Annotated in this window: 24 protein-coding genes; 16 read left to right on the top strand and 8 right to left on the bottom strand. The window is 71.6% G+C overall.

The window, feature by feature from the left end:
- Positions 1 to 202 precede the first annotated feature (202 nt).
- From ABZ454_RS14675 to ABZ454_RS14660, 4 genes are all read left to right on the top strand, one after another.
- On the top strand, positions 203 to 835 hold the full coding sequence (locus tag ABZ454_RS14675; RefSeq protein ID WP_359538079.1) for an AIM24 family protein: 633 nt from the start codon (positions 203 to 205) through the stop codon (positions 833 to 835).
- Positions 835 to 1,485: an AIM24 family protein gene (locus tag ABZ454_RS14670; protein WP_359538055.1), complete on the top strand. Its 651-nt coding sequence runs from the start codon at positions 835 to 837 to the stop codon at positions 1,483 to 1,485. Before ABZ454_RS14675 ends, ABZ454_RS14670 begins: the two co-directional genes overlap by 1 nt.
- Complete coding sequence (locus tag ABZ454_RS14665; protein ID WP_359538053.1) at positions 1,482 to 2,249, top strand: AIM24 family protein; 768 nt, start codon at positions 1,482 to 1,484, stop codon at positions 2,247 to 2,249. The genes ABZ454_RS14670 and ABZ454_RS14665 overlap by 4 nt, the downstream gene beginning before the upstream one ends.
- A 113-nt stretch (positions 2,250 to 2,362) precedes the next feature.
- Entirely contained in the window at positions 2,363 to 2,839 is a 477-nt protein-coding gene (locus tag ABZ454_RS14660) for a MarR family transcriptional regulator (protein WP_359538052.1), read from the top strand.
- A gap of 189 nt (positions 2,840 to 3,028) precedes the next feature.
- On the opposite strand, the gene meaB is transcribed toward ABZ454_RS14660, so the two are convergent.
- Both meaB and ABZ454_RS14650 read right to left on the bottom strand, forming a co-directional pair.
- On the bottom strand, positions 3,029 to 3,988 hold the full coding sequence (meaB, locus tag ABZ454_RS14655) for a methylmalonyl Co-A mutase-associated GTPase MeaB (protein ID WP_359538051.1): 960 nt from the start codon (positions 3,986 to 3,988) through the stop codon (positions 3,029 to 3,031).
- A gap of 37 nt (positions 3,989 to 4,025) precedes the next feature.
- A complete protein-coding gene (locus ABZ454_RS14650) occupies positions 4,026 to 5,228 on the bottom strand; it encodes an acetyl-CoA C-acetyltransferase (protein WP_359538049.1) in 1,203 nt (400 codons plus the stop codon).
- Positions 5,229 to 5,362: 134 nt separating this feature from the next.
- Between ABZ454_RS14650 and mce the strand changes: the two genes are divergently transcribed.
- The 7 genes from mce to ABZ454_RS14615 all read left to right on the top strand — a co-directional run bounded on the left by mce (position 5,363) and on the right by ABZ454_RS14615 (position 15,357).
- Positions 5,363 to 5,791: a methylmalonyl-CoA epimerase gene (gene mce / locus ABZ454_RS14645; protein ID WP_356318888.1), complete on the top strand. Its 429-nt coding sequence runs from the start codon at positions 5,363 to 5,365 to the stop codon at positions 5,789 to 5,791.
- A 395-nt stretch (positions 5,792 to 6,186) separates the two neighbouring features.
- On the top strand, positions 6,187 to 10,017 hold the full coding sequence (scy, locus tag ABZ454_RS14640) for a polarized growth protein Scy (RefSeq protein ID WP_359538047.1): 3,831 nt from the start codon (positions 6,187 to 6,189) through the stop codon (positions 10,015 to 10,017).
- Between the two features lie 185 nt (positions 10,018 to 10,202).
- The gene (locus ABZ454_RS14635; RefSeq protein WP_356318885.1) at positions 10,203 to 11,141 is read left to right on the top strand and encodes a cellulose-binding protein; all 939 of its coding nucleotides are present in this window, start codon (positions 10,203 to 10,205) and stop codon (positions 11,139 to 11,141) included.
- A gap of 86 nt (positions 11,142 to 11,227) precedes the next feature.
- The gene (locus ABZ454_RS14630) at positions 11,228 to 12,244 is read left to right on the top strand and encodes an ABC transporter ATP-binding protein (RefSeq protein ID WP_359538045.1); all 1,017 of its coding nucleotides are present in this window, start codon (positions 11,228 to 11,230) and stop codon (positions 12,242 to 12,244) included.
- Between the two features lie 5 nt (positions 12,245 to 12,249).
- On the top strand, positions 12,250 to 13,029 hold the full coding sequence (locus tag ABZ454_RS14625) for an ABC transporter permease subunit (RefSeq protein WP_359538044.1): 780 nt from the start codon (positions 12,250 to 12,252) through the stop codon (positions 13,027 to 13,029).
- A 157-nt stretch (positions 13,030 to 13,186) separates the two neighbouring features.
- Complete coding sequence (locus ABZ454_RS14620) at positions 13,187 to 14,446, top strand: ATP-binding cassette domain-containing protein (protein WP_359538043.1); 1,260 nt, start codon at positions 13,187 to 13,189, stop codon at positions 14,444 to 14,446.
- Entirely contained in the window at positions 14,443 to 15,357 is a 915-nt protein-coding gene (locus ABZ454_RS14615) for an ABC transporter permease subunit (RefSeq protein ID WP_356318882.1), read from the top strand. Before ABZ454_RS14620 ends, ABZ454_RS14615 begins: the two co-directional genes overlap by 4 nt.
- 22 nt (positions 15,358 to 15,379) lie before the next feature.
- Here ABZ454_RS14615 and ABZ454_RS14610 read toward each other — a convergent pair whose 3' ends face one another.
- Positions 15,380 to 15,709 carry an ATP/GTP-binding protein gene (locus tag ABZ454_RS14610; RefSeq protein ID WP_356318881.1) on the bottom strand — a complete coding sequence of 110 codons (330 nt, stop codon included), beginning with the start codon at positions 15,707 to 15,709 and terminating at the stop codon, positions 15,380 to 15,382.
- A gap of 210 nt (positions 15,710 to 15,919) precedes the next feature.
- On the opposite strand from ABZ454_RS14610, the gene ABZ454_RS14605 reads away from it, so the two are divergent.
- A complete protein-coding gene (locus ABZ454_RS14605) occupies positions 15,920 to 16,963 on the top strand; it encodes an LLM class flavin-dependent oxidoreductase (RefSeq protein ID WP_356318880.1) in 1,044 nt (347 codons plus the stop codon).
- Between the two features lie 90 nt (positions 16,964 to 17,053).
- On the opposite strand, the gene ABZ454_RS14600 is transcribed toward ABZ454_RS14605, so the two are convergent.
- On the bottom strand, positions 17,054 to 17,446 hold the full coding sequence (locus ABZ454_RS14600; RefSeq protein WP_136328739.1) for an SCO5389 family protein: 393 nt from the start codon (positions 17,444 to 17,446) through the stop codon (positions 17,054 to 17,056).
- A gap of 426 nt (positions 17,447 to 17,872) precedes the next feature.
- Between ABZ454_RS14600 and nucS the strand changes: the two genes are divergently transcribed.
- Positions 17,873 to 18,544 (top strand): endonuclease NucS, encoded by a 672-nt coding sequence (nucS, locus tag ABZ454_RS14595; RefSeq protein ID WP_356318879.1) that lies wholly within the window; start codon positions 17,873 to 17,875, stop codon positions 18,542 to 18,544.
- Between the two features lie 139 nt (positions 18,545 to 18,683).
- On the opposite strand, the gene ABZ454_RS14590 is transcribed toward nucS, so the two are convergent.
- The 4 genes from ABZ454_RS14590 to ABZ454_RS14575 all read right to left on the bottom strand — a co-directional run bounded on the left by ABZ454_RS14590 (position 18,684) and on the right by ABZ454_RS14575 (position 23,628).
- Entirely contained in the window at positions 18,684 to 21,170 is a 2,487-nt protein-coding gene (locus ABZ454_RS14590) for an ATP-binding protein (RefSeq protein WP_359538041.1), read from the bottom strand.
- A gap of 273 nt (positions 21,171 to 21,443) precedes the next feature.
- The gene (locus ABZ454_RS14585) at positions 21,444 to 21,767 is read right to left on the bottom strand and encodes an STAS domain-containing protein (RefSeq protein ID WP_018102617.1); all 324 of its coding nucleotides are present in this window, start codon (positions 21,765 to 21,767) and stop codon (positions 21,444 to 21,446) included.
- Positions 21,768 to 22,004: 237 nt separating this feature from the next.
- Positions 22,005 to 22,853 carry a 3-hydroxyacyl-CoA dehydrogenase family protein gene (locus ABZ454_RS14580; protein WP_359538039.1) on the bottom strand — a complete coding sequence of 283 codons (849 nt, stop codon included), beginning with the start codon at positions 22,851 to 22,853 and terminating at the stop codon, positions 22,005 to 22,007.
- A 133-nt stretch (positions 22,854 to 22,986) separates the two neighbouring features.
- Positions 22,987 to 23,628, bottom strand: coding sequence for a TetR/AcrR family transcriptional regulator (locus ABZ454_RS14575; protein ID WP_359538037.1), 642 nt, complete (start codon positions 23,626 to 23,628; stop codon positions 22,987 to 22,989).
- A gap of 81 nt (positions 23,629 to 23,709) precedes the next feature.
- Between ABZ454_RS14575 and ABZ454_RS14570 the strand changes: the two genes are divergently transcribed.
- From ABZ454_RS14570 to ABZ454_RS14560, 3 genes are all read left to right on the top strand, one after another.
- Positions 23,710 to 24,492 (top strand): ATP-binding cassette domain-containing protein, encoded by a 783-nt coding sequence (locus ABZ454_RS14570; RefSeq protein ID WP_359538036.1) that lies wholly within the window; start codon positions 23,710 to 23,712, stop codon positions 24,490 to 24,492.
- A gap of 72 nt (positions 24,493 to 24,564) precedes the next feature.
- Positions 24,565 to 25,314: an ABC transporter permease gene (locus ABZ454_RS14565; protein ID WP_359538034.1), complete on the top strand. Its 750-nt coding sequence runs from the start codon at positions 24,565 to 24,567 to the stop codon at positions 25,312 to 25,314.
- A gap of 13 nt (positions 25,315 to 25,327) precedes the next feature.
- A complete protein-coding gene (locus ABZ454_RS14560) occupies positions 25,328 to 25,900 on the top strand; it encodes a cob(I)yrinic acid a,c-diamide adenosyltransferase (RefSeq protein ID WP_356318873.1) in 573 nt (190 codons plus the stop codon).
- The last annotated feature ends 24 nt before the right edge of the window (positions 25,901 to 25,924 follow it).

The raw sequence follows: 25,924 nt of genomic DNA, 5'->3' as shown, positions 1-25,924 counted from the left end.
CATCGCCCGTCACGGGCCGCGGCGGCGGGGGCGGCCCGGGGCCGTTCGGGTGACGCCCGGCGACCACCCGCTCCGCGCGGGATACGTCTTGATAAGGTCCGCATCCGGTCCCGGATGCGTATCAGGGGCGGTTCAGGGGGCCGGATCGCGCCGCGGGGCCTGTTGTCCCGGCCGCCTCTGCCGCTACCTTCGCCGGGTGGCGATGTTCCGACTCCAAGGCAGCAAGACGCTCGCCGTCGACCTGACCGGCGACGCCGTCAAGGCGAAGAACGGCTCGATGGTCGCGTACGACGGGCGGATGACGTTCAAGAAGATGACCGGCGGCGGTGAGGGCCTGCGCGGCATGGTGACCCGCCGGCTCACCGGCGAGCAGATGACCGTGATGGAGGTGACCGGGCAGGGCACCTGCTACTTCGCCGACCGCGCGAGCGAGATCAACCTCGTATCGCTGCGCGGCGAGAAGCTGTGGGTCGAGGCGAGCAATCTGCTCTGCACCGACGCCGGGCTGCGCACCGGCACCACGTTCACCGGGCTGCGCGGCGGCGCGACGGGCAACGGCCTGTTCACCACCACGGTCGAGGGAACGGGCCAGGCGGCGATCATGTCGGACGGCTCGGCGGTGGTCCTGCGGGTCTCCGCCCAGTACCCGCTCTTCGTGGACCCCGGCGCCTACATCGCCCACCAGGGCAACCTCCAGCAGCACTTCCAGTCCGGGGTGAACTTCCGGACGCTGATGGGTGAGGGCTCGGGCGAGTCCTTCCAGATCCGGTTCGAGGGCGAGGGACTCGTCTACGTCCAGCCCAGCGAGCGGAACACGATCGGGGGCGATGTCTGATGCCGTTCCGCGAGATCAACTCCAAGATGGTCGAGGCGACGGTGATCCCCGGCCAGAAGATGTTCAGCCAGCGCGGCGCGATGCTGGCCTACCGCGGCGAGGTGTCGTTCACGCCGAACATCCAGGGCGGCCAGGGCGGTGTGATGTCGATGATCGGCCGCCGGATGGCGAACGAGGCGACCCCGCTGATGACCGTCGAGGGAAGCGGCACCGTGATGTTCGGCCACGGCGGCCACCACATCCAGGTGATCAACCTGGCCGGGGACACCCTCTACGTGGAGGCCGACCGGCTGCTCGCCTTCGACGGGACGCTCCAGCAGGGGACGATGTTCATGGGCTCGCAGGGCGGCGTGATGGGCATGGTGCGGGGCCAGGTGACCGGCCAGGGCCTGTTCACCACCACGCTCAAGGGCCATGGCGCGGTGGCGGTGATGGCGCACGGCGGGGTGATCGAGCTGCCGATCACGCCGGGCCGCGAGGTGCACGTGGACCCGCAGGCGTACGTCGCGCACCACGGCGACGTACGCAACAAGCTCTCCACCGCGCTCGGCTGGCGCGACATGGTGGGACGGGGTTCCGGCGAGGCGTTCCAGCTGGAGCTCAGCGGCAGTGGTGCGGTGTACGTCCAGGCGTCGGAGGAGAAGCTGTGAGCACGCCCGTGGTCTTCGACCCGATGACGCTGCCGTCGGACGACAACGTCAACGCGTACACCTTCTGCGTGGAGCTCAAGGGGAGCCAGTGGTTCCTGCAGAAGGGCAAGATGATCGCCTACTACGGGCGGATCGAGTTCAACGGCATCGGCCACGGCCGCTTCGAGCGGCTGATCCGTACGAGCTTCCACTCGCCGCTGCACGCGAGCGACTGGGTGGTGGCCGAGGGCAGCGGAAAGATGCTGCTCGCGGACCGCGCCTTCGATGTGAACTCCTACGACCTGGACAACGGGAACCTGACGATCCGGTCCGGCAATCTCCTCGCCTACCAGCCGACCCTGGCGCTGAAGCAGTCGATCGTGCCGGGGTTCCTGACCCTGATCGGCACCGGTAAGTTCGTCGCCGCGTCCAACGGCCCGGTGGTCTTCATGGAGCCGCCGCTGCGGGTCGACCCGCAGGCACTGGTCGGCTGGGCGGACTGCCCCTCCCCGTGCCACCACTACGACCACGGCTACATGACGGGCGTAATGGGCGGGCTGCGGGCGTTCACGGGAATCGGGGGCGCCTCGGGCGAGGAGCACCAGTTCGAGTTCGTGGGCGCCGGTACGGTGCTGCTCCAGTCCACCGAGGTGCTGATGGCCGAGCAGCCGACGGGCGCGGTCCCGCAGCAGCCGGGCGTCCCGGGTGGCGGCGGGGGTCAACCTGGGTCCGCACCCCGCATGCCAGGTCAGCTGGGGGACCTCCAGCGTCGCTTCGGGCTGTGAGCGGTAGTCTGCGGAGTGTGACGTCGAACGTCTGCGCCCAGCCTGCGAGCGCGTGCCGGGCGTCACACTCCCAGACTTCGTCCGGCTTTCAACTTCTTAGGTAGAATCCATATATGGAGACCGAGACGGCCACTCGCTGGCTGAGCGACGCGGAGCAGTGCGCCTGGCGCACCCACCTGGACGTCGGCAGGCTGCTGACGCACCAACTGGAGAAGGACCTCCAACCGTTCGGCCTGACCATGAACGACTACGAGATCCTCGTCAACCTGTCGGAGTCGGACGACCAGCGCATGCGGATGAGCGACCTCGCCGGCGCCACGCTGCAGTCCAAGAGCAGGCTCTCGCACCAGATCACCCGCATGGAGAGCGCGGGCCTGGTCCGCCGGGAGAACTGCGAGTCCGACCGGCGGGGGCTGTACGCGGTCCTCACCGAGGCGGGCGCCGAGACGATGCGCGAGGTCGCGCCGCACCACGTGGCGTCGGTCCGCAAGCACTTCATGGACCTGCTGCCGCCGGAGGCCCTGGAGCAACTGCACGCCGCCCTGACCCCGGTCGCCGACCATCTGCGCGGACGGCGCGGGAAGCTCTGATCCCGGCCGGGACCCAGCGGGCGTCCGGCAGCCCCAGTGCGAACCGGGAGCCGCCTGACCCCGTGCCGCACGGGCGGAGGCGCGCCCCCGCCCCGCCCTCGTCGCGGGGGAACCGCACCCGTCGCCGCCTGCCGAGGCCGTGCCTTTCCCGTCCCGGTGCGGCCGCACGCCGCACCGGGACGGGGCCGCTCAGGCCTCCCCAGTCAGTCCCGCCACCAGTTCGTCCGCCGCCGCGTAGGGGTCGAGGCGGCCGGCCACGATGCGTTCGGCGAGGGCGTCCAGGCGGCGGTCGCCGTGCAGGTCGCCGATGCGTTCGCGGAGCCGGGTGACGGCGATCGTCTCGACCTCGCGGGCCGCACGGGCCGTGCGCCGCTCGGCCAGGACGCCGTGCTCCTCCATCCACGCCCGGTGCTTCTCCAGCGCCTCGACGACCTCGTCGATGCCCTCGCCCCGGGCGGCGACCGTCTTCACGATCGGCGGCCGCCAGTCACCGGCACCGCGGGACTCCCCCAGGCCCAGCATGTGGTTGAGCTCGCGGGCGGTGGCGTCGGCGCCGTCCCGGTCGGCCTTGTTCACGACGTACACATCGCCGATCTCCAGGATTCCGGCCTTCGCGGCCTGGATGCCGTCACCCATGCCGGGGGCGAGCAGGACGACGGAGGTGTCGGCCTGGGAGGCGATCTCCACCTCGGACTGACCGACGCCGACCGTCTCCACCAGGATCACGTCGAAGCCCGCCGCGTCCAGCACCCGGATCGCCTGCGGCGCCGCCCAGGCGAGACCGCCCAGATGGCCGCGGGTGGCCATCGACCGGATGTAGACGCCCGGGTCGGAGGCGTGGTCCGACATCCGGACCCGGTCCCCGAGGAGCGCGCCGCCGGAGAACGGCGACGAAGGGTCGACGGCGAGCACGGCGACCCGCTTGCCCTGCCGCCGGTAGGCGGAGACCAGCGCCGACGTCGATGTCGACTTGCCGACACCCGGTGATCCGGTCAGGCCCACGACACACGCGCCGCCCGCCAGCGGCGCCAGGGCCGCCATCACCTCGCGCAACTGCGGCGACGCCCCCTCCACCAGGGAGATGAGCCGGGCCACGGCCCGTGGCCTGCCCGCGCGGGCCTGCTCCACCAGGGTGGGGACGTCCACCATCACCGCTCCGTCTCCTCGTCGCGTGTTCTGCCGAGTACTACTTGCCCGGGACGCGGATGATCAGCGCGTCGCCCTGACCGCCGCCGCCGCACAGCGCCGCCGCCCCGGTACCGCCGCCGCGCCGCTTGAGCTCCAGCGCCAGGTGCAGCACCACGCGGGCGCCGGACATCCCGATCGGGTGGCCGAGCGCGATGGCGCCGCCGTTGACGTTGACCTTGTCCGAGGTGACGCCGAGGTCCTTCATGGACTGGACGGCGACGGCCGCGAACGCCTCGTTGATCTCGATCAGGTCCAGGTCCTCGACGCCGATGCCCTCCTTCTTGAGGGCGTGGCGGATGGCGTTGGACGGCTGCGACTGGAGCGAGTTGTCCGGACCGGCCACGTTGCCGTGGGCGCCGATCTCGGCGATCCAGTCCAGGCCCAGCGCCTCGGCCTTGGCCTTGCTCATGACGACGACCGCGGCGGCGCCGTCGGAGATCTGCGAGGAGGTGCCGGCCGTGATCGTGCCGTCCTTGGCGAAGGCGGGGCGCAGCTTGCCGAGGGACTCGGCGGTGGTCTCCGGGCGGATGCCCTCGTCCTTGGAGAAGAGGACCGGGTCGCCCTTGCGCTGCGGGATCTCGACCGGGGTGATCTCGGCCTCGAAGAGACCGTTCTTCTGCGCCGCGGCGGCGCGCTGGTGGGACTGGGCGCCGATCTCGTCCTGGGACGCGCGGTCCAGGCCGAGGCGGGTGTTGTGCTTCTCGGTGGACTCGCCCATCGGAATGTTCTCGTACGCGTCGGTCAGACCGTCGTACGCCATCGAGTCGAGCATCTCGATCGCGCCGTACTTGTGGCCCTCGCGGGACTTCGGGAGCAGGTGCGGGGCGTTCGTCATGGACTCCTGGCCACCGGCCACGACGATGTCGAACTCCCCGGCGCGGATCAGCTGGTCGGCCAGGGCGATGGCGTCCAGGCCGGAGAGGCACACCTTGTTGACGGTGAGTGCCGGGACGTTCATCGGGATGCCGGCCTTGACGGCGGCCTGGCGTGCCGGGATCTGCCCCGCCCCGGCCTGCAGCACCTGGCCCATGATCACGTACTCGACCTGGTCGCCGCCGATGCCGGCCCGGTCCAGCGCCGCCTTGATGGCGAAGCCGCCGAGGTCGGCTCCGGAGAAGCTCTTCAGGGAGCCGAGGAGGCGGCCCATGGGCGTACGGGCGCCCGCGACGATCACCGAAGTGGTACCGGTCGTTCCTGACATGAGGCACAGCCCCTTGGAATAGGAGTGAACGAGGGTTTACTCGAATGTACTGAGCAGTACCACGCCCGTCATCCGGCAGCGGGTGTGATCGCGCGCACGTTGCGTAACCATCCTCCGAGCGCTGCACTGGTTCCATGCTGACGCGAATCGACCACATCGGGATCGCCTGTTTCGACCTCGACACGACCGTCGAGTTCTACCGATCGACCTACGGGTTCGAGGTGTTCCACTCCGAGATCAACGAGGAGCAGGGCGTGCGGGAGGCCATGCTCAAGATCAACGAGACGTCCGACGGCGGAGCCTCGTACCTCCAGTTGCTGGAACCGACCCGCGAGGACTCCGCGGTGGGCAAGTGGCTGGCCAAGAACGGCGAGGGCGTGCACCACATCGCCTTCGGCACGGCGGACGTCGACGCGGACGCCTCGGACATCAGGGAGAAGGGCGTCAGGGTGCTGTACGACGAGCCCAGGACGGGGTCCATGGGGTCCCGGATCACCTTCCTCCACCCCAAGGACTGCCACGGGGTCCTCACCGAACTCGTCACGTCCCGTACGGAGCACTGACCCGGAAGCCCTCGTACGGCTCCTTCGGGGCATCCGGTGCGGCCGGCCGCACGGCGCCGGGGAGCCCTCGGGACCCAGCTGGGCGGGTCCGTGGCAACCCCGCGAGCGGCCGCGCCCGGCGTGCCGAGCCCAGCGGGAGCCGGACAACAGCTTCTCAGGGATACCCGGCCCGGTAGAGTGGGCGGTTCCGGGCCGGGGCCGGGTCGGGGCCGCGCCGCGTCCTCAGCCGTTGATCTGTCACCATTCCCCGGGGGACCGTTCGCCGGCGAACGGTACTCGTTTGGAGTTCGCGATCAGGGTTGGGGTCTCCCCTGCTCAGTGGGGCATCTCCTGCTCGAACGAAGTTGAGAGCTTGGGGAAGAAGTTGAGAGCTCGGGGAAGGATGGGACCGCGCAGTGCGGGGCTACGAACGCCAGGAGAGCCACCGAGCTGAAGTCGACCATCTCTCGCGGTTCGAAGCCGAGATGGACCGGCTGAAGACCGACCGGGAGAAGGCCGTCCAGCACGCCGAGGACCTCGGCTACCAGGTCGAGGTCTTGCGCGCCAAGCTGCACGAGGCCCGGCGCAGTCTGGCGACCCGTCCCGCGTACGACAGCGCGGACATCGGTTACCAGGCGGAGCAGTTGCTCCGTAACGCCCAGATCCAGGCGGAACAGCTCCGCAACGACGCCGAGCGCGAGCTGCGCGACGCCCGTGCGCAGACGCAGCGGATCCTTCAGGAGCACGCCGAGCACCAGGCGAGGCTCCAGGCCGAACTGCACAACGAGGCGGTGCAGCGCCGCCAGCAGCTCGACCAGGAGCTGGCCGAGCGCCGCCAGACCGTCGAGTCCCACGTCAACGAGAACGTCGCGTGGGCGGAGCAGTTGCGCGCCCGCACGGAGGCCCAGGCCCGCCGGCTGCTGGACGAGTCACGGGCCGAGGCCGAACAGGCGCTGGGCGCCGCCCGCGCCGAGGCCGCCCGGCTGGCCGACGAGACGCGTCGGCGCCTCGGCTCCGAAGCCGAGGCCGCCCGCTCGGAGGCCGAGGCGATCCTGCTGCGCGCCCGCAAGGACGCCGAGCGGCTGCTGGGCGCCGCCTCCAGCCAGGCGCAGGAGGCCACCGCCCACGCCGAACAGCTGCGTTCGTCGACGAGTGCCGAGACCGAGCAGGTCCGGCAGCAGACCACCGAGTTGAACCGGGCCGCCGAGCAGCGCATGCAGGAGGCCGAGACGCAGCTGCGCGAGGCCCGCGTCGAGGCCGAGAAGGTCCTGTCCGAGGCGAAGGAGGCCGCGGTCAAGCGGCTGGCCGGCGCCGAGTCGCAGAACGAGCAGCGCACCCGTACCGCCAAGTCGGAGATCGCCCGGCTGGTCGGCGAGGCCACCAAGGACGCCGAGTCCCTCAAGGCGGAGGCCGAGCAGGCGCTCGCCGACGCCCGCGCCGAGGCGGACCGGCTCCGTTCCGAGGCGGCCGAGAGCGCGCGCACCGCCGCGGCGGAGGACGCCGCGGCCCAGCTCGCCAAGGCGGCCCGCGCCGCCGAGGAGGTGCTGACCAAGGCGTCCGAGGACGCGAAGTCGACCACCCGGGCGGCGAGCGAGGAGGCCGACCGGATCCGCCGCGAGGCGGAGGCCGAGGCGGACCGCCTGCGCGGTGAGGCCGCCGAGCAGGCCGACCAGCTCAAGGGCGCGGCCAAGGACGACACCAAGGAGTACCGGGCCAAGACGGTCGAGCTCCAGGAGGAGGCCCGCCGGCTGCGCGGCGAGGCCGAGCAGCTGCGCTCCGAAGCGGTCGCCGAGGGCGAGCGGATCCGCGGCGAGGCCCGGCGCGAGGCCCTCCAGCAGATCGAAGAGGGCGCGAAGACCGCCGAGGAGCTGCTGGCCAAGGCCAAGGCGGACGCGGAGGAGCTGCGCGCCGCGGCGGGCGCCGAGAGCGAGCGCGTCCGCAGCGAGGCCACCGAGCGGGCGGCGGCGCTGCGCAAGCAGGCGGAAGAGGCCCTGGAGCGGGCTCGCGGCGAGGCAGAGCAGCTGCGCACCGAATCCGAGGAGCAGGCGGAGGCGGTGACGGCCGCGGCCGAGCAGGCGGCGGCCGGGCTGCGCGAGGAGACCGAGCGCGCGATCGCGGCCCGGCAGGCGGAGGCGGCCGACGAGCTGGCCCGGCTGCACAGCGAGGCCGAGACCCGGGTCGCCACCGCCGAGCAGACGCTGGGCGAGGCGCGTTCCGACGCGGAACGCATCCGGCGCGAGACGAACGAGGAGTCCGAGCGGCTGCGCACGGAGGCCGCCGAGCGGCTGCGCACGCTCCAGGAGCAGTCCGAGGCGGAGGCTCAGCGGCTGCGCGACGAGGCCGCGGCCGACGCCGCGCAGTCCCGTGCGGAGGGCGAGACCGTCGCCGTACGGCTGCGCAGCGAGGCGGCCGCCGAGGCCGAGCGGCTGAAGACCGAGGCCCAGGAGAGCGCCGACCGGGTGCGGTCGGAGGCCGCGGCCGCCGCCGAACGGGTGGGCACGGAAGCCGCCGAGGCGCTCGCCGCCGCCCAGGAGGAGGCGAACCGGCGCCGCCGCGAGGCCGAGGAGACCCTCGACGCGGCGCGTACCGAGGCCACCCAGGAGCGCGAGCGCGCCCGCGAGCAGAGCGAGGAACTGCTGGCCTCCGCCCGCAAGCGGGTCGAGGAGGCGCAGGCCGAGGCCCAGCGCCTGGTCGAGGAGGCGGACGCGCGGGCGACCGAGATGGTCGCCGCCGCCGAGCAGACGGCCCAGCAGGTGCGGGATTCGGTCAACGGACTCCAGGAGCAGGCCGAGGCGGAGATCGCGGGGCTGCGCTCCACCGCCGAGCACGTCGCGGAGCGGACGAAGGCCGAGGCGCAGGAGGAGGCGGACCGGGTCCGCTCCGACGCCTACGCGGAGCGGGAACGGGCCGGCGAGGACGCGGCCCGGATCCGCCGGGTGGCGCAGGAGGAGACCGACGCCGCGAAGGCGATGGCCGAGCGGACGGTCTCCGACGCGATCGCGGAGTCGGAGAAGCTGCGCGCCGACACCGCGGAGTACAGCCAGCGGATGCGTACCGAGGCGTCCGACGCCCTGGCCTCGGCCGAACAGGACGCGTCGCGCAGCCGGGCCGAGGCCCGGGAGGACGCCAACCGGATGCGGTCCCAGGCCGCGGAGCAGGCCGACAGCCTGGTGTCCGAGGCCACGTCCGAGGCCGAGCGCCTGGTGTCCGAGGCCACGGGCCAGGCCGAGCGGATCCTCACGGAGGCGACGCAGCAGGCGACCCGGCTCGGTGACGAGGCGGCGGGCGAGGCGGAGCGGCTGCGGGCGGAGGCGGCGGCGACCGTCGGTTCCGCGCAGGAGCACGCGGCCCGCACCCGTGAGGAGTCGGAGCGGCTGCGGGGCGACGCCGAGGCGGCAGCCGAGCAGATGCGCGCCGAGGCGCGCCAGGAGGCGGACCGGCTGCTGGACGAGGCGCGCGAATCCGCCGCGAAGCGCCGCGCCGACGCCGCCGAGCAGGCGGACCAGCTGATCAACAAGGCCCAGGAGGAGGCGCTGCGCGCTGCCACCGAGGCCGAGGAGCAGGCCGACACGATGGTCGGGGCGGCCCGCAAGGAGGCCCTCCGGATCACCTCCGAGGCGACCGTCGAGGGCAACTCCCTGGTGGAGCGGGCCCGGACGGACGCGGACGGGCTGCTGGTCGGCGCGCGCCGGGACGCCACCCAGATCCGGGAGCGGGCCGAGGAGCTCAGGACCCGCTTGGAGAGCGAGATCCAGGAGCTGCACGACCGCGCCCGGCGGGAGACGTCCGAGCAGATGAAGACGGCCGGGGAGCGCGTCGACCATCTGATGAAGGCGGCGACCGAGCAGCGCGAGGAGGCCGCCGCGAAGGCGAAGGAGCTGCTGGCGGACGCCAACTCCGAGGCGAGCAAGGTCCGGATCGCCGCCGTGAAGCGGGCCGAGTCGCTGCTGAAGGAGGCCGAGCAGAAGAAGGCCACTCTGGTGCGCGAGGCCGAGAAGCTGCGGGCCGACGCCGAGGCCGAGGCCAAGCGGACGGTGGACGAGGGCCGGCGCGAGCTCGATGTGCTGGTGCGCCGGCGCGAGGACATCAACACCGAGATCTCCCGGGTCCAGGACGTCCTGGAGGCGCTGGAGTCCTTCGAGACGCCCGGGGCGGGCGGTAAGGCGGCGGGCGCCGGTCCGCCGGGCGGTGTCAAGGCCACGGCGGCGGCGGGCACCCGTACGGGTGGCAAGCAGTCGGATGGGTAGCCGCCAGGTGCACTCCCGTGGTCCGGCAATGACGTTCAGCCCTCCGAGTGGCAAGTCTTACGGGGGTTAGCCACTCAAAAGGGGTGTCATTCTCCAGATCAAACGGGCATCCGCTCGATGACACGCCGTTCTGGCCCCTAGGATTCCCTCTATCACCTCACCGGTCTCACTTCGACAGGAACCCCATGAGTGACCCTTCCTCCCCCTTCGGCTTCGAGCTCGTGCGGCGTGGTTACGACCGCGGTCAGGTGGATGACCGCATTACCAAGATCGTCGCCGACCGTGATAGTGCTCTCGCCCGCATCACGTCTCTGGAAAAGCGCATCGAGGAACTGCACCTCGAAACGCAGAACGCCCAGGCCCAGGTGAACGACGCGGAACCGTCGTACGCGGGTCTCGGCGCGCGCGTGGAGAAGATTCTCCGCCTCGCCGAGGAGGAGGCCAAGGACCTGCGTGAGGAGGCCCGTCGCGCCGCCGAGCAGCACCGCGAGCTCGCCGAGTCCGCCGCCCAGCAGGTGCGCAACGACGCCGAGACCTTCGCCGCCGAGCGCAAGGCCAAGGCCGAGGACGACGGCGTCCGCATCGTCGAGAAGGCCCAGGGTGAGGCCAGCACGCTGCGCTCGGACGCGCAGAAGGACGCGGCCCAGAAGCGCGAGGAGGCCGACGCCCTCTTCGAGGAGACCCGCGCCAAGGCCGCCCAGGCCGCCGCGGACTTCGAGACCAACCTGGCCAAGCGCCGCGACCAGTCGGAGCGCGACCTCGCGTCCCGTCAGGCCAAGGCCGAGAAGCGTCTGGCCGAGATCGAGCACCGCGCCGAGCAGCTCCGCCTGGAGGCGGAGAAGCTCCGTACGGACGCCGAGCGCCGCGCCCGTCAGACGGTGGAGACCGCTCAGCGCCAGGCCGAGGACATCGTGGCCGACGCCAACGCGAAGGCCGACCGGATCCGCAGCGAATCGGAGCGCGAGCTGGCGGCGCTCACCAACCGCCGCGACTCGATCAACGCGCAGCTGACGAACGTCCGCGAGATGCTGGCGACGCTGACCGGCGCCGCGGTGGCCGCCGCCGGCACCCCCGCCGACGAGGAGCCCGTCTCCCGCGGCGTTCCGGCCCAGCAGACCCGCTGACTCCCGGGGTTCGACGCCGTAACCCTCGCGCGCCCGGTTCCGCCTTTGTGGTGGCGCCGGGCGCGCGGCCGTTCTAGCGTGAACGCATGATCGAGCTCGAGGGCCTCACGAAGCGCTTCGGCGACAAGGTCGCCGTGGACCAGTTGTCGTGCCGGATCAGGCCGGGGATGGTGACGGGTTTTCTGGGCCCCAACGGGGCGGGCAAGTCCACCACGATGCGCATGATGCTCGATCTCGACAACCCCACCAGCGGATCGGTGCGCATCGACGGCAAGCACTACCGCGAGCTGTCGGAGCCCCTGAAGCACATCGGCGCGCTGCTGGACGCGAAGTCGATGCACGGCGGCCGCAGCGCGTACAACAATCTCCTCTGCCTCGCCCAGAGCAACCGGATCCCGGAGAGCCGGGTGGCGGAGGTGCTCGACACCGTCGGCCTGACCGCGGTGGCGAAGAAGAAGTCCAAGGGGTTCTCCCTCGGCATGGGCCAGCGCCTGGGAATCGCTTCGGCACTGCTCGGTGATCCCGAGATCCTGATGTTCGACGAACCTGTCAATGGTCTGGACCCCGAGGGAATTCACTGGATTCGCAATCTGATGAAGGCGCTCGCCGCGGAAGGCCGGACGATCTTCGTCTCCTCCCATCTGATGAGTGAAATGGCGCTGACGGCCGACCATTTGATCGTGATCGGGCAGGGCCGGCTGCTCGCCGACACCTCGATGGCGGATTTCATCCATCAGAACTCCCGCAGTTATGTACGGCTGCGTTCCCCGCAGCAGGAGCGGCTGCGGGACGTCCTGCACGCGGAGGGCCTCATCGTGGTCGAGTCGGGCAACGGCACGCTGGAGATCGACGGCGCCACCACCGAGGCCCTGGGCGAGCTCGCCGCCCGGCACGCGATCGTGCTGCACGAGCTGAGCTCCCAGCGGGCTTCTCTGGAGGAGGCGTTCATGCAGATGACGGCGGACTCGGTGGAGTACCACGCGCATTCGGAGAGCGGGGCCGCGCCGCCACCGGCGGTGGGGCCGCACTGGGGTGACGAACGGGGCGGGCGCGGCACGACCCCGGGGGCTCCCGGCGAATCCGGCACCGGAACGGGGGTGTGACGGCGATGGCGTCGGTTCCCGCGGTCCTGACCTCCGAATGGACCAAGATCCGTACGGTCTCCTCGACGACCTGGACGCTGATCTCCGCGTTCGTCGTCACCGTCGCGATGAGCGCCGCGCTCTGTGCGGTGATGAACTCCCAGTTCGACGACCTCTCCGACGCGGAGCGGGCCACCTTCGACCCCACGTTCATCAGTTTCTCCGGGATGATCCTCGGCCAGCTGGCGATGGTCGTCTTCGGCGTCCTGGTGGTCGGTACGGAGTACAGCTCCGGCATGATCCGCACCTCCCTGGCGGCGGTGCCGCAGCGGGCCACCTTCCTGTTCAGCAAGATGCTGGTCGCCGTCGTGCTGGCCCTGGTGGTCGGGATGGCCACCAGCTTCGCCTCGTTCTTCCTCGGTCAGGCCCTGCTCGGTGACCACAGGATCGGCATCGGTGCGGACAACGTGCTGCGGGCGGTCTTCGGCGCCGGCCTCTACATGGGGCTGATCGCGCTCTTCTCCATGGGCGTGGCGGCGATGCTGCGCAGCTCCATGCTGTCGCTCGGCATCCTGATGCCGTTCTTCTTCCTGGTCTCGCAGATCCTGTCGGCCGTCCCGGGGGCCAAGAGCGTCGCCCAGTACTTCCCCGACCAGGCGGGCTCCAAGATCATGCAGGTGGTGCCCGACGCGATGAACAGCGATCCGGCTCCGTACGGTCCGTGGGCCGGTCTTCTCATCATGGTCGCCTGGGTGGCGGCCGCCGTGATCGGCGGTTTTCTGGTACTCAAGAAGCGCGACGCCTGACCGGAAGCCCTGGCTCCCGGACCCCGGCGTCCGGGAGGGACTCGCCCGGTGACGACTTGGCCGGAACCGTCAAGGCCTGGATATCCTCCTCACTCATACGGGGGGCGTGCGGCCGACGGCCTGTGCCCCGACGACAGAGAGTCGATGGGGCTGGAGCATGATCGAGGCAGTCGGCCTGACCAAGCGCTACGGCGCGAAGACGGCCGTGTACAACCTTTCCTTCCAGGTGCGGCCCGGCGCCGTCACCGGGTTCCTCGGTCCCAACGGGTCGGGCAAGTCGACGACGATGCGGATGATTCTCGGCCTGGACCGGCCGACGGCGGGCCGGGTGACCATCGGCGGCCACGACTTCCGCGCTCTGCCGAACGCACCGCGCCAGGTGGGCGCACTGCTCGACGCCAAGGCCGTGCACGGCGGGCGCAGCGCCCGCAACCACCTGCTCTCGCTCGCCCAGCTCGCCGGCATCCCGGCCGCCCGGGTGGACGAGGTACTGGGCGTCGTCGGCCTCCAGCAGGTCGCACGGAAGCGGTCCAGGGGCTACTCACTGGGCATGGGGCAGCGCCTGGGCATCGCGGCCGCCCTGCTGGGCGACCCGCAGGTGCTGCTCTTCGACGAACCGGTCAACGGTCTCGACCCGGAAGGCATCCTCTGGGTCCGGAACCTGATGAAGATGCTGGCGTCCGAAGGCCGCACGGTCTTCGTCTCCAGCCATCTGATGAGTGAGATGGCCCTCACCGCCGACCATCTGATCGTGATCGGCCGCGGCCAGCTGATGGCCGACATGAGCGTCACGGACTTCATCTCGGCCAACTCGGCCGATTTCGCCCGGGTCCGGGTTTCGGAGGACGGGCCCGAGCAGCGGGAGAAGCTCACCGCCACCCTCACCGAGGCGGGCGGCCAGGTCATGTCGGAGCCGGACGGGGCCCTGCGGATCACCGGTCTCCGGCTGCCGCGGATCAGCGATCTGGCCCATGAGGCCGACGTCCGGCTGTGGGAGCTCTCGCCGCACCAGGCCTCGCTGGAGGAGGCGTACATGCGGATGACGCAGGGGGCCGTGGACTACCGCTCCACGGCGGACCAGGTGGCCCACCTGCAGGCGCCGCCGGCGCCCGGCGGATACGGGCCGCAGCAGGGGTACGCCCCGCCGCAGAGCGCCCCCGAGGTGCCGCAGCAGGGCTGGTACGCCCCGCCGCCGCCGGGACAGAACCCGTACGCGGCCGCCCCGGCCCCCGCGGCCCCCGCGGCACCGGCCGCTCCGGTGGCGGCCCCCGCAGCCGCCCCCGCCCCGGCAGTCCCGGCCGCCGCCCCCGCCCCCGCCCCGGCGGTCCCGGCCGCCGCCCCCGCCCCCGCACCGGCGGCGCCCGCCGGATCCCCCGCAGACATGACCAAGCGCGACACCAGCGAGGACTCCCGATGACCACGCCGTCCACGCCGCCGACGCCCCAGGCCCCGTACCAGCAGCAGGCGTACCAGCAGCCCCCCGCTCCCCAGCAGCACGCGCAGGGCATGCACGGCACGCAGGGCATGCAGCGCGGCTACTACACCTCGCCGATCCCGGTGCGCGCCGCCACCCTCGGCGACGCGATCGCCTCCGAGTGGACCAAGATCCGTTCCGTGCGCTCCACGATGTGGACCCTCGGCGTCATGATCGTGCTGCTGCTCGTCATCGGGGTGATCTCGGCGGTCGCGGTCAACTCGACCGACGGCGACCTCGGCTCCACCCCGGTGCTCAGCCTCGGCTTCTTCGGCGTGCTCCTGGGGTCGATCTGCGTGATCACGCTCGGCGTGATGACCATCGCGTCGGAGTACGGCACCGGCATGATCCGCACGACGCTGACGGCCTGCCCGAGCCGGGGCCGGGTACTCGGCGCGAAGGCCGTCGTCTTCTTCCTGCTCACCTTCGTGCTGACGACCGTGATGACGACGATCGTCGCGCTGCTCCAGACGTCCATCCTGGACGGCGCGGCGCCCACCGGCGGCGAGTGGCTGCGCGGCACGGTCGGGGTCGGTCTCTACATGGCGACGCTGGGGCTGCTCTCGCTGGCGGTCGGCGCGCTGATCCGGCACTCGGCCGGAGCGATCACGATCATGATCGGCGTGGTGCTGCTGCCGCTCGTGCTGGCCATCTTCATGTTCGCCGAGTCGCTCTCGTCGCTCCGGGAGTGGCTGCTGGAGTACTCGATCCCCAACCAGCTCAGCATCTTCTACGACAACTCGGTCAGCTCGTCCGGCGGCCCGTCCGGCTGGGACCCGCTGTGGATCATGCTCGCCGTGGCCGCCGTCGCCCTGGGCGGCGCCTACCTGGTGATGAACAAACGCGACGTCTGACGGCGGCGGCCCCGGCGGCCGTTCAGTACCGAGGCGCGTTCCTGGACCGCTGCACCCGCGTGGTGCGGCGGTCCTTCGCGTTCCAGCACGCCTTGTGCCAGTGCCGGCGGTCGTCGATCCCGCCGTAGTCGGACCAGGCCACCAGGTGCGGGAGGCCCGAGGGGATCTCCTGGTCGCAGCCCGGGCACCGGTAGCGCTTGCCCTTGGCGCTCGCGCCGCTCACGGGGCGGACCGACCACTCCTCGCCCTGCCACTCCTCCGAGCGCCCTCCGCCGCCGTACCGGTCCCCCGCCGCGCCTGCGCTGTCGGTGGGACTCTCGCCGCCTCGGGGGCGGTTGCGGCGCGGGGACACGTAACACCTCACGGGGCAGGCTGGGCAGTTCCCGTCCAGCGTAGGGCCATGCGACGGGGGTAGGCGTCCCGCACCGCCCGGTACGGGCCCCGGGGCGGGACGGGTTACCGGAAAATCGCAACAACTTCCGGGCGGACCGTGCCTTTGGCACGTGTCAGACGTTGTTGCCAGTAGGGGAGAGCCGCGTCGGCCGCAAGGAGGTATCTGGCGATGCGTGTGGGAACGTTCGTACTGGCAGCTCAGTTTCCGGGGCAGGGCCCGGGTGAAGCGCTGCATCGCGCGATCCGGTCCGCCGAGGTCGCGGAGGAGTCCGGCCTCGACTCGGTCTGGCTGGCCGAACATCATTTCGTGCCGTACGGGGTCTGCCCGAACGCCGTGACGCTGGCCGCGCTGCTGCTCGGCCGCACGCGCCGGATCCGCGTCGGCACGGCGGTGAGCGTGCTGCCGACCCAGCATCCGGTCGCGCTCGGCGAACAGGCCGCGCTGCTGCACCTCACCAGCGGCGGCCGTTTCACCCTCGGTGTGGGCCGGGGCGGCCCCTGGATCGACCTGGAGGTGTTCGGCGGCGGCCTGGAGGCGTACGAGCACGGCTTTCCGGAGTCCCTGGGGCTGCTGCTCGACTGGCTGCGCGAAGCGCGGGTCTCGGGCCGCGGGGAGCGCTACGGCTTCCGCGAGGTGGCGGTGGTCCCCCGGCCCGACGAGCTGCTCGACGCGGAGAGCGGGGAGAGCCCCGGAGGACCGGAGGTGATCGTCGCGTGCACCTCGCCGAAGAGCGTGGAACTCGCCGCACAGAACGGCCTGCCGATGCTGCTCGGGATGCACTGCGGTGACGAGGAGAAGGCGGAGATGGTCGCTCTCTGGCGCTCCCACGCGCTCGCCGCGGGCCGTTCGCCGGAGAGCGTGCGCCAGGCCGGGCACGTGTCCGCGGGGGTGGCCCAGATCGCGGACCGCACCGACGACGCCCGCGAGACGCTCGTGAAGGCGATGCCCGGCTGGCTGCGGCAGGGGCTGGACGCCCATGTGACGGTCGACGGCCGGCACCGGGTGATGCGTGACCCGGTCGCGTACACGGAGCTGCTGTGCGGCCTTCATCCGGTGGGCCCGCCCCGGCTGGCGGCGGACCGTCTCGCGGCCACGGCGGAACGCACGGGCATCACCCGCTTCGCGCTCCTGGTGGAGGGTTCCGGAGATCTCGTGGCCACGGAGGAGAACGTAGCGCGGCTGGGCACCGAGGTGCTGCCCCTCCTCGAATGACCCACACCCACGGGCCGCACGGTGTGCGTACGGGAGCTGCCGCCCCGGACCAGTTGCACCTCCCGCGGCCCGGGTCGGCAGCAGAAGCGTTCAGCAGTCCCGTAGTTCGGGCGACTGGTTGAGCAACTGGCCCCTCACCGAGGTGAATCGGGCCAGCCGGTCGTCGACCGAGGCGTCCAGCGGGAACACCGCGACGCGGTGGCAGTTCTGGAATGCCAGGCGCACCCCGAAGTGCCGCTGCAGCGCACCGCGTATCGCATCACTCGCGAGCGCACGCAGCAGCTGACCACGTGCCTGCTCGTTGGGCGGCGGCGTCTGGTTGTCGGCGAACTCCCCACCGTCGACCTTCAGCTGAGCCACCAACGAGCTGATCATCTCCCATGCGTAGGGCAGGGAGGTCCGGACGCAGTCGACGAAGTCGGCTTCGTCGACCTCGCCTCGCTCGGCCTGTTCCAACAGCGCCGGTGAGACGTCGAGCGACATGGGTTCTCCTCTCGCGACCCCGGCACAGTGCCGGAGCCTTGGACCGGCCGTCACATGAGGGGGCGGCGTCGCGGGGCTGGGCACGCGCGTCTGCGGCGTTGTCGTCGATCACCATGGCTCCGCCATGCCTCGATCCTCCGCCTTGCAGCTGCACGCACCCGGCCACGCTCCTTCACCCACCCCCCCATGAGACGGTCGGCCTTACGGGCAGGGAAGGAGGACGGCGACGCAGCGTGCACGCACGGCGACCTCCTGCATCCACGGTAAGGGCGCAGTCCGGGCCGCACCAGGAGATTGGGAACACAACCGGCCAATAACGAAGGGGTTCAAAGCCGGGCAAGCCAGAAGGCGTCGCTCCCGGGCGGGGCGGGAGTGACGGGTGGGTGAATCGCGTCGAGTACCGGTCGTCGAGTAGCGTTGCCGACCATGCGTCTCGTCATCGCCCGCTGCTCCGTGGACTACGCCGGCCGGCTCACGGCCCACCTGCCCTCCGCTCCCCGTCTCATCCTGGTGAAGGCGGACGGGAGCGTGTCGATTCACGCCGACGACAGGGCGTACAAACCGCTCAACTGGATGTCGCCGCCCTGCACGCTGAAAGAGGGCTCCGACGACACCGCGGGCGTCTGGACCGTGGTGAACAAGGCGGGCGAAAAACTGATCATCACGATGGAGGAAATCCTCCACGACTCGTCCCACGAGCTGGGCGTCGACCCCGGCCTGATCAAGGACGGCGTGGAAGCGCACCTCCAGGAACTGCTCGCCGACCGGATCGAGACGCTGGGCGAGGGCTACACCCTCATCCGCCGCGAGTACTTCACCGCCATCGGCCCCGTCGACATCCTGTGCCGTGACGCCGACGGGCAGACCGTGGCCGTCGAGCTCAAGCGGCGCGGCGACATCGACGGCGTGGAGCAGCTGACCCGTTATCTGGAGCTCCTCAACCGCGATCCCCACCTGGCGCCGGTGAAGGGCATCTTCGCGGCCCAGGAGATCAAGCCCCAGGCCCGCGTCCTGGCGACGGACCGCGGCATCGGCTGCGTGATCCTCGACTACGACGCGATGCGCGGCATCGAGGACGACAAGCTCAGGCTGTTCTGACCTTCTCGGTACCCGAGCCCGTCCGGCGATCGAGGACGGGCCCTCCGCGCGGAGACCGGGTATCTCGCCGGACGGGCACGCGCGGACATCGGACCCGTCCGGAGCTCGCTGACACGGCGCGTCCAGGGGACGCCCCGGCTCAGGTCACCGACGGGCTCGCGCTCGCCCCCGTGGGCCCACTCGCCGAGTCGGACGAATCAGGCACGCCCGGCTCCGGCTCCGTCGTCTCGGTGTCCGTCGGTGTCGGGTCCGTGGGCGGCGTCTCCGTCGGCGGCTCGCTGGTCTCCGACTCGGCCGGCGAGGCACTGCTCGCCGTCGGCTTCGGCTTCGTACGCGTGGGCGACGGCTCGACGGACGACGATTCGCCCGGCGACGACGGGGTCGTCGCCGACGCCGTGCCCCCCGGGGACGTCGCCCCGCCCCCGCCCGCCGGCGCGGACCCGCTCCCCGACGGCCCCGGCGTCGCCGACGAGGACGACGACGACGCGGAACCGGACGACTTGGCGGACGGGGTCGTGCCGTCCGTGGACTCCTCGGCCGGCAGCTCCTCCTCCTGGCCGCCGCCGTCGGTCACCGACTGCTCGGCCGAGCCCCCTGGATCACCCTGCGGCTCGGTGTTCGAGGTGAGCCCGAGGGTCACCACCGTGCCGAGTACCCCGGCGAGCAGCACCCCCGCACCGGCCGCGACCAGATTGCGCCGGGCCCCGCCCAGCATCGCGAAGGGGCCGCCCCCCTGCTTCTCGGCCGCCTGCGGAGCGCTCTGCCGGGCAACGACGACGGTCTCGGCCGGGGACGTACGCGGCATCGAGAGGGGGATGACGGCCGGCAGACCGCGGGGCGAGGACGCCAGAAGGGGGTTCGACGGTATCTCGCCGCTCGTCCTGACCAGACCCGCGGCCGATCCGCCCGAGCGGTCCTCGACGAGGGCGAGCGCCCGTCGCCCGGCCACCGCCCCGGACTTGTCGGCGAGCGCCCCTCGCATGCTGATGGACGTCTCCAGCTCGGCCCTGGCCCGGTCGAGGTTGCCGGCGCAGAGGGCGAGCACGCCCAACTCGTGGTGGAAGTAGGCCTCTTCGGCGACCTCGCCGGCGATCCGGGCAGCCTCCTGGCCGATCCGCAGGGCCCTCTCCCAGGCGCTCCAGTGCAGCCCGGCGGCGAAGGCGGGCGAGGCGCTGCGGGCCAGCAGCACGGCGACGCTGGTCTGCCCGGCCCCGTCCCCCGGCACCAGCTGGGCCATCGCCGCGACGATCGCGTCCGCCTCGGCCACCACGCGTGCGGGGGTGACGGAGGGGTGGCCGGCCCACCAGGCGTAGTGCTGGGCCACCGTCCTGGCCCGCTCCGTGGCGTCGTCGCCGTATCCGGCGGCCTCCAGCTGGGCGAGGACGCCGGCGGCCAGCCGGTAGCGGGGACCGGCCGGGGACAGCAGCCCGCAGCCGGCCAGCTCACCGAGCGCCGCGTCGGCGTGCGTGTCCCCGACGAGCGCCGGCAGATGCGCCTGGTGCGGGACCTCGCCGCCGAGCGCGACCGCGAAGCGCAGGGTGGCGCGCGCGGCCGCGCTCAGCCGTGAACCGAGCAGCGCGGCGGGCGCGGCGCCCTCGCCGAGGCTGGGCAGCGGCACCTCCGCGGCCTGCGGACCGAAGGCGTCCTCGGCCGGCGGCTCATCGGCGGGCCGGTTCTCCAGGTAGCCGTACTCGTCGTAGGCGGTGGGGTCGGTGCCCAGCATGTCGCGCTGGCGCAGCAGGGCGCCCGCCTGGACGAAGCGCAGCGGAAGGCCCTCGGACTCGAACCAGAGGTCGCCCGCCCAGTTGGCCTCCTCCTCGGTGAGCTTCCGCTCGACGACCCGCTCCATCAGGTCGATGGAGGCGCCCCGGTCCAGCCCGGCGAGGAAGACCTCTTCGAGGTGGGAGTCGGGGCCGGGCGCGGCGACGTCGGGCGTCGCGGCCAGCAGGAAGGCGCATTCGGGCGTCGCGTCGAGCAGCTCGTCCAGGGCGGCGCCGCCGAGTTCCAGGTCGTCGAGCACGACGACGGCGCCGGTCGTCCGCAGTTTCTCCAGCAGCGCGTCGTGGTCCGGGCGGTGCAGCGGTGCGTCGTGAACGGCCTCGAAGAGTCCGTAAAGGAGGTCGGTGAGCGTGCGCTTGTGGCCGTTGAGCCGGACGACTCCGTCCGGTGCGAGCTCGGCGCAGTCGGCGGCGACGGCGTTCAGCAGCGCGGTCCGGCCGGAACCGGCCGGTCCGGTGAGCCGTACGGAGCGGCCGCCGGCCAGCAGACGCGTCAGTCGCTCGCGTTCGTCCTCGCGCTGCAGCAGGGGGAGCTGGAGGACGGGCGGGCCGGGCGGGACGGGGGGTGCGGCGGCCCGTTCACGGTCGGCCCGCTCCGCGGGGGTGCGCCGGACGGGTGCGGCGGGCTGCTCCCCGGGCGGGCACAGTTCGACCTCGCTGCCGTCGACGGGGTTGACGGTGAGCAGGAGGTCGCCGGATATCAGCGGGACGATGCGTGCCTGTTGCGGCGTTTGCTGACTGAAATCAGGCGTCAGCGGATCGCGGGAAGGACGGCGCCGGCCGGCTTCCTCGGCGAAGTCGTTGCTGTCGTGGCCGTACTCTTCCGGCCCCCGGTGTGTCGGGTCCATCGCCAAAGCCCCCAAGACGCGTCGAGCGCGGTAGTCCCTCCCGGCCTCACACGCCCAGCTGTCGCTTACGGTCCGGTGTCCGCCAGGTGGGTCCGTCAATCGGCAGACGGCCGAACCCTAAACCTTCGCACAGTATCTACGAACACCCGGGGCACCGCGCCGCCCCACAGATCACGGTCTCGTGAGGATTGTGTGGCGCCGGCCGGGGGTGCTGCGGGCCCGCCCGGGCACCTGGCCGGGCGTCCACCGCCCCGCGTCCGCCGCCGGGCGCACTCAGACGCGCGGCAGCGATTCCGCGGCGATCCCGCCCTCGATGGCCAGGATGCGGTGCAGTCGGGTGGCCACGAGAAGGCGTTGCATCTGCGGCGGTACGCCCCTCAGCACCAGCCGTCGCCCGGCGCGCCCGGCCCGGCGGTGGGCCCCCATGATGACGCCCAGCCCGGTGGCGTCCCACGAATCCAGCTCGGTCAGGTCCAGCACCAGGTCGCCGACTCCGTCGTCGAGGGCCGAGTGCAGAACCGTACGGGCGTCCGCCGCGCTTCGGACATCGAGGCGGCCCCCGACGACCAGCTCGGCATGGTCGCCCCTGATGTGCATATGCGCTCCCCTGGAATGCTCCGTGGCATGGTCGGTCTGTCTGAAACTGTCTCTGCCCCAACTGACTGCGGCAGCGACAGGGAAGTTGCCGTCTGTAAGCGAACCGATACCGAATTCACTCCGTGGAGTGACCCGGGCCCGCCGTGAGCCCTCTGCGGATCCGCTGGTTCCGGAAGGTGGCCCCCGGAATCCCGGGCCTGACTGACGGCAGATCAGGCGACCGGGGACCGAAAACGATCAGTACGTGTAGAAGCCCTGCCCGCTCTTGCGCCCGATGTCACCAGCATCGACCATTCGGCGCATCAGCTCCGGGGCGGCGAACTTCTCGTCCTGGGACTCGGTGTAGATGTTGCCGGTGGCGTGCAGCAGGATGTCGACGCCTGTCAGGTCCGCGGTGGCCAGGGGCCCCATGGCGTGGCCGAAACCGAGCTTGCAGGCGATGTCGATGTCCTCGGCCGAGGCGACACCCGACTCGTACAGCTTGGCGGCCTCGACGACGAGCGCCGAGATCAGCCGGGTGGTGACGAAGCCGGCCACGTCACGGTTGACCACGATGCAGGTCTTGCCGACCGACTCGGCGAACTCCCGCGCGGTGGCGAGGGTTTCGTCGCTGGTCTTGTAGCCGCGTACGAGTTCGCAGAGCTGCATCATCGGAACCGGCGAGAAGAAGTGCACGCCGACGACGCGCTCGGGGCGCTCCGTCACGGCCGCGATCTTGGTGATGGGGATGGCGGAGGTGTTGGAGGCGAGCACCGCGTCGTCCCGGACGATCTTGTCGAGGCTCCGGAAGATCTCGTGCTTCACCTCCAGCTTCTCGAAGACGGCCTCGACGACGACGTCCGCGTCGGCGACGGCGTCGAGATCGGTGGTCGTGGTGATGCGGGCGAGCGCGGCCTCGGCGTCGGACGCCGCGAGCTTGCCCTTGGAGACGAACTTGTCGTACGAGGCCTTGATGCCGTCACGGCCACGGGCGAGGGCCGCGTCGGTGACATCGCGCAGCACGACGTCCCAGCCCGCCTGGGCGGAGACCTGCGCGATACCGGACCCCATGAGTCCGGCGCCGATGACGGCGAGCTTCCTGGCCACGTTGGCACCCCTATGCTTTCTCAACGGTTCGTTCGCACGTGCTCTCCGGCGGAGATTAGTACCCGTGAGGGGCCCTGGGGCATCGAAGAGATGCGCGTCACGTCTCACATGACGGACATCACACCGGGACGCGTCATTCGGCGGCGCGCCGCGCGTAGTTGAGCACCCTCTCCCCCAGCAGGTCCTCGATGTCGTCGAGCAGGACCAGGGCGTCCCTGGACACCTCCCCGGCCCGGCGGCCCGCCACCATCTCGCCACCGATGTACGCCATGAGCGTCGCGTGCACCCAGGAGAGCTGCCCGGCCACCAGGCTCGCGGTCCGGTCCCTGGGCCCGGCCGGGCACTCCTCCTGAAGGGTCGCCTCCAGGTGCTGGAGGGCCTCCTGCTGGACGTGCCACAGGCGGGCCTTGAGGCTGTCCGCCCCTTCGATGACCCGCATGAACCGCTCGTAGCCCTCGATCAGGCCGACGGTGGGTGACACGCCCTCCACCTGGATGCGCAGTTCGCGCAGGACGGCGTCGGCCGCGGACTCCCCCTTGTCCCGGCCGCGGACGTACCGCGAGAGGCGGTCGACGATGCCGCTGCTGCGGTCGAGGAAGAGGTCCTCCTTGGTCGGGAAGTAGTTGTAGACGGTGTTCACCGAGACGTCGGCGACGCGGGCGATCTCGGCGATCGTGACCGCGTCGAAGCCGCGTTCCAGGAAGAGACCGGTGGCCACGTCCGACAGGTGCTGCCTGGTCTGGCGCTTCTTGCGCTCCCTGAGTCCCTCAGCCATGGCCCCATCGTAGGCCGCTCTGGGGTCCTTCAATATTTGGCGTCATTGCAATTTTTCAGTGCCTCTGTTTTTGTGGTCGCTATGCCAATCATCAGTACGTCCGGTCTCGCCCGGACCTTCGCCTCCAAGGCCGGCCCCGTGGAGGCCGTCCGTTCCCTCGACATGACCGTCGCTCCCGGGGAGATCGTCGGCCTCCTCGGCCCCAACGGAGCGGGCAAGACCACGACCCTGCGCATGCTCACCACGCTGCTCGCCCCCACCGGCGGCGCGGCCACCGTCGCCGGCCGCGACCTGCTCACCGACCCGGCGGGCGTGCGCGAGAAGTGCGGGTACGTGGCCCAGTCGGGCGGCGTCGACCCCCACGTCAGCGTCCGGGAGGAGCTGGTCACCCAGGGTCGGCTGTACCGGCTCGGCAAGACCGCGGCGGTGGCCCGGGCCGCGGCACTCGCCGCCGAGCTGGGGCTGACCGAGCTGCTCGACCGCAAAACGGTCACGCTCTCCGGGGGCCAGCGCAGGCGGCTCGACCTCGCGATGGGGCTCACCCACCGCCCGGCCGTGCTCTTCCTCGACGAGCCGACCACGGGCCTCGACCCGGGCAGCCGCACCGACCTGTGGGACCTGGTGCGCCGGCTGCGCGACACGTACGGCACGACCGTCGTGCTCACCACCCACTACCTCGACGAGGCCGACGCGCTCGCGGACCGGCTGGTCGTCGTGGACGGCGGCCTGGTCGCGGCCGAGGGCACACCGGCCGCGCTGAAGAGCCGCTACGCGGGCTCCCCCACCGCCTCGCTCCAGGACGCCTTCCTGGCGATCACCGGCCGCTCCCCCGCCCCCGCGGACGCCGCTCCCGTCGCCGTCTAGTGCCGCAGCCGGCCGGGCCGCCCCTGGCCCGTCTCCGGCAGCCCCTTCACCGCCGCCTGCCAGAGGAATCCGATGCTTCTCCACGACACCGCGCTCGTCTTCGGGCGCTACGCCCGCCAGACCCTGCGCTCCCGGTTCCAGATCCTCTTCGGCATCCTCATGCCGCTGCTGTACCTGCTGTTCTTCGGCCCGCTGCTCACCGGTCTGCCGCTCGGTCCGGACGGCGACTCCTGGCAGGTGCTGGTCCCCGGACTCCTGCTCCAACTGGGCCTCTTCGGCGCCTCGTTCACCGGCTTCGCCATCATTCTGGACAAGTCGACCGGGGTCATGGAGCGGATGCGCGTCACCCCGGTCAGCCGGATGGCCCTGCTCCTGGGCCGGGTCCTGCGAGACGCGCTGCTGTTCGTGTTCCAGGCGGTGCTGCTGGTGCTCGTCGCCGTGCTCATGGGGCTGCGCGCGCCCCTGCCCGGCGTGCTGATCGGCTTCGCCTTCGTCGGTCTCCTGACGGTCTCGCTGGCCTCGCTCTCGTACGCCCTGGCCATGAAGGTCGGCACGCCGCAGGAGTTCGGGCCGGTGATCAACTCGCTCACCATGCCGGCGATGCTGCTCTCCGGCCTGATGCTGCCGATGACGCTCGGCCCCCGGTGGCTGGACGTGCTGTCGCACTTCACGCCGCTGCGCTACCTCGTGGACGCGGTGCGGGACGCGTACGTCGGGTCGTACGCCACCGCGCACATGCTGTACGGCGTCCTGGTCGCCCTCGGATGCGCGGCACTCGCCGTGACGGTGGGCACACGCGTCTTCCGCAGGGCGGGCGCCTAACTAGGCTGGCCGCATGGTCAACCTGACACGTATCTACACCCGCACCGGCGACCAGGGCACCACCGCCCTCGGGGACATGAGCCGGACCGCCAAGACCGATCTGCGGATCGCCGCGTACGCCGACGCCAACGAGGCCAACGCGGTCATCGGCACGGCGATCGCGCTCGGGCAGCTGAGCGAGGACGTCGTCAAGGTCCTCGTCCGCGTGCAGAACGACCTGTTCGACGTGGGCGCGGACCTGTCGACACCGGTCGTCGAAGCCCCGAAGTACCCGCCGCTGCGGGTCGAGCAGTCGTACGTCGACAAGCTGGAGGCGGACTGCGACCGCTTCCTGGAGCAGGTGGAGAAGCTCCGCAGCTTCATCCTGCCGGGCGGCACCCCGGGCGCGGCGCTGCTGCACCAGGCGTGCACGGTGGTCCGGCGCGCGGAGCGGTCCACGTGGGCGGCGTTCGAGGTGCACGGCGAGGTCATGAACCCGCTGACGGCGACGTACCTCAACCGGCTCTCGGACCTGCTCTTCATCCTGGCCCGGGTGGCGAACCAGGAGGTCGGCGACGTGCTGTGGGTTCCGGGGGGCGATCGCTGACCCGGGGCGTCAACGCCGTCCGCG

This window comes from Streptomyces sp. NPDC005803, from assembly GCF_040630435.1.
Classification (GTDB): domain Bacteria; phylum Actinomycetota; class Actinomycetes; order Streptomycetales; family Streptomycetaceae; genus Streptomyces.
This window is presented reverse-complemented; position numbering and strand designations above follow the sequence as displayed.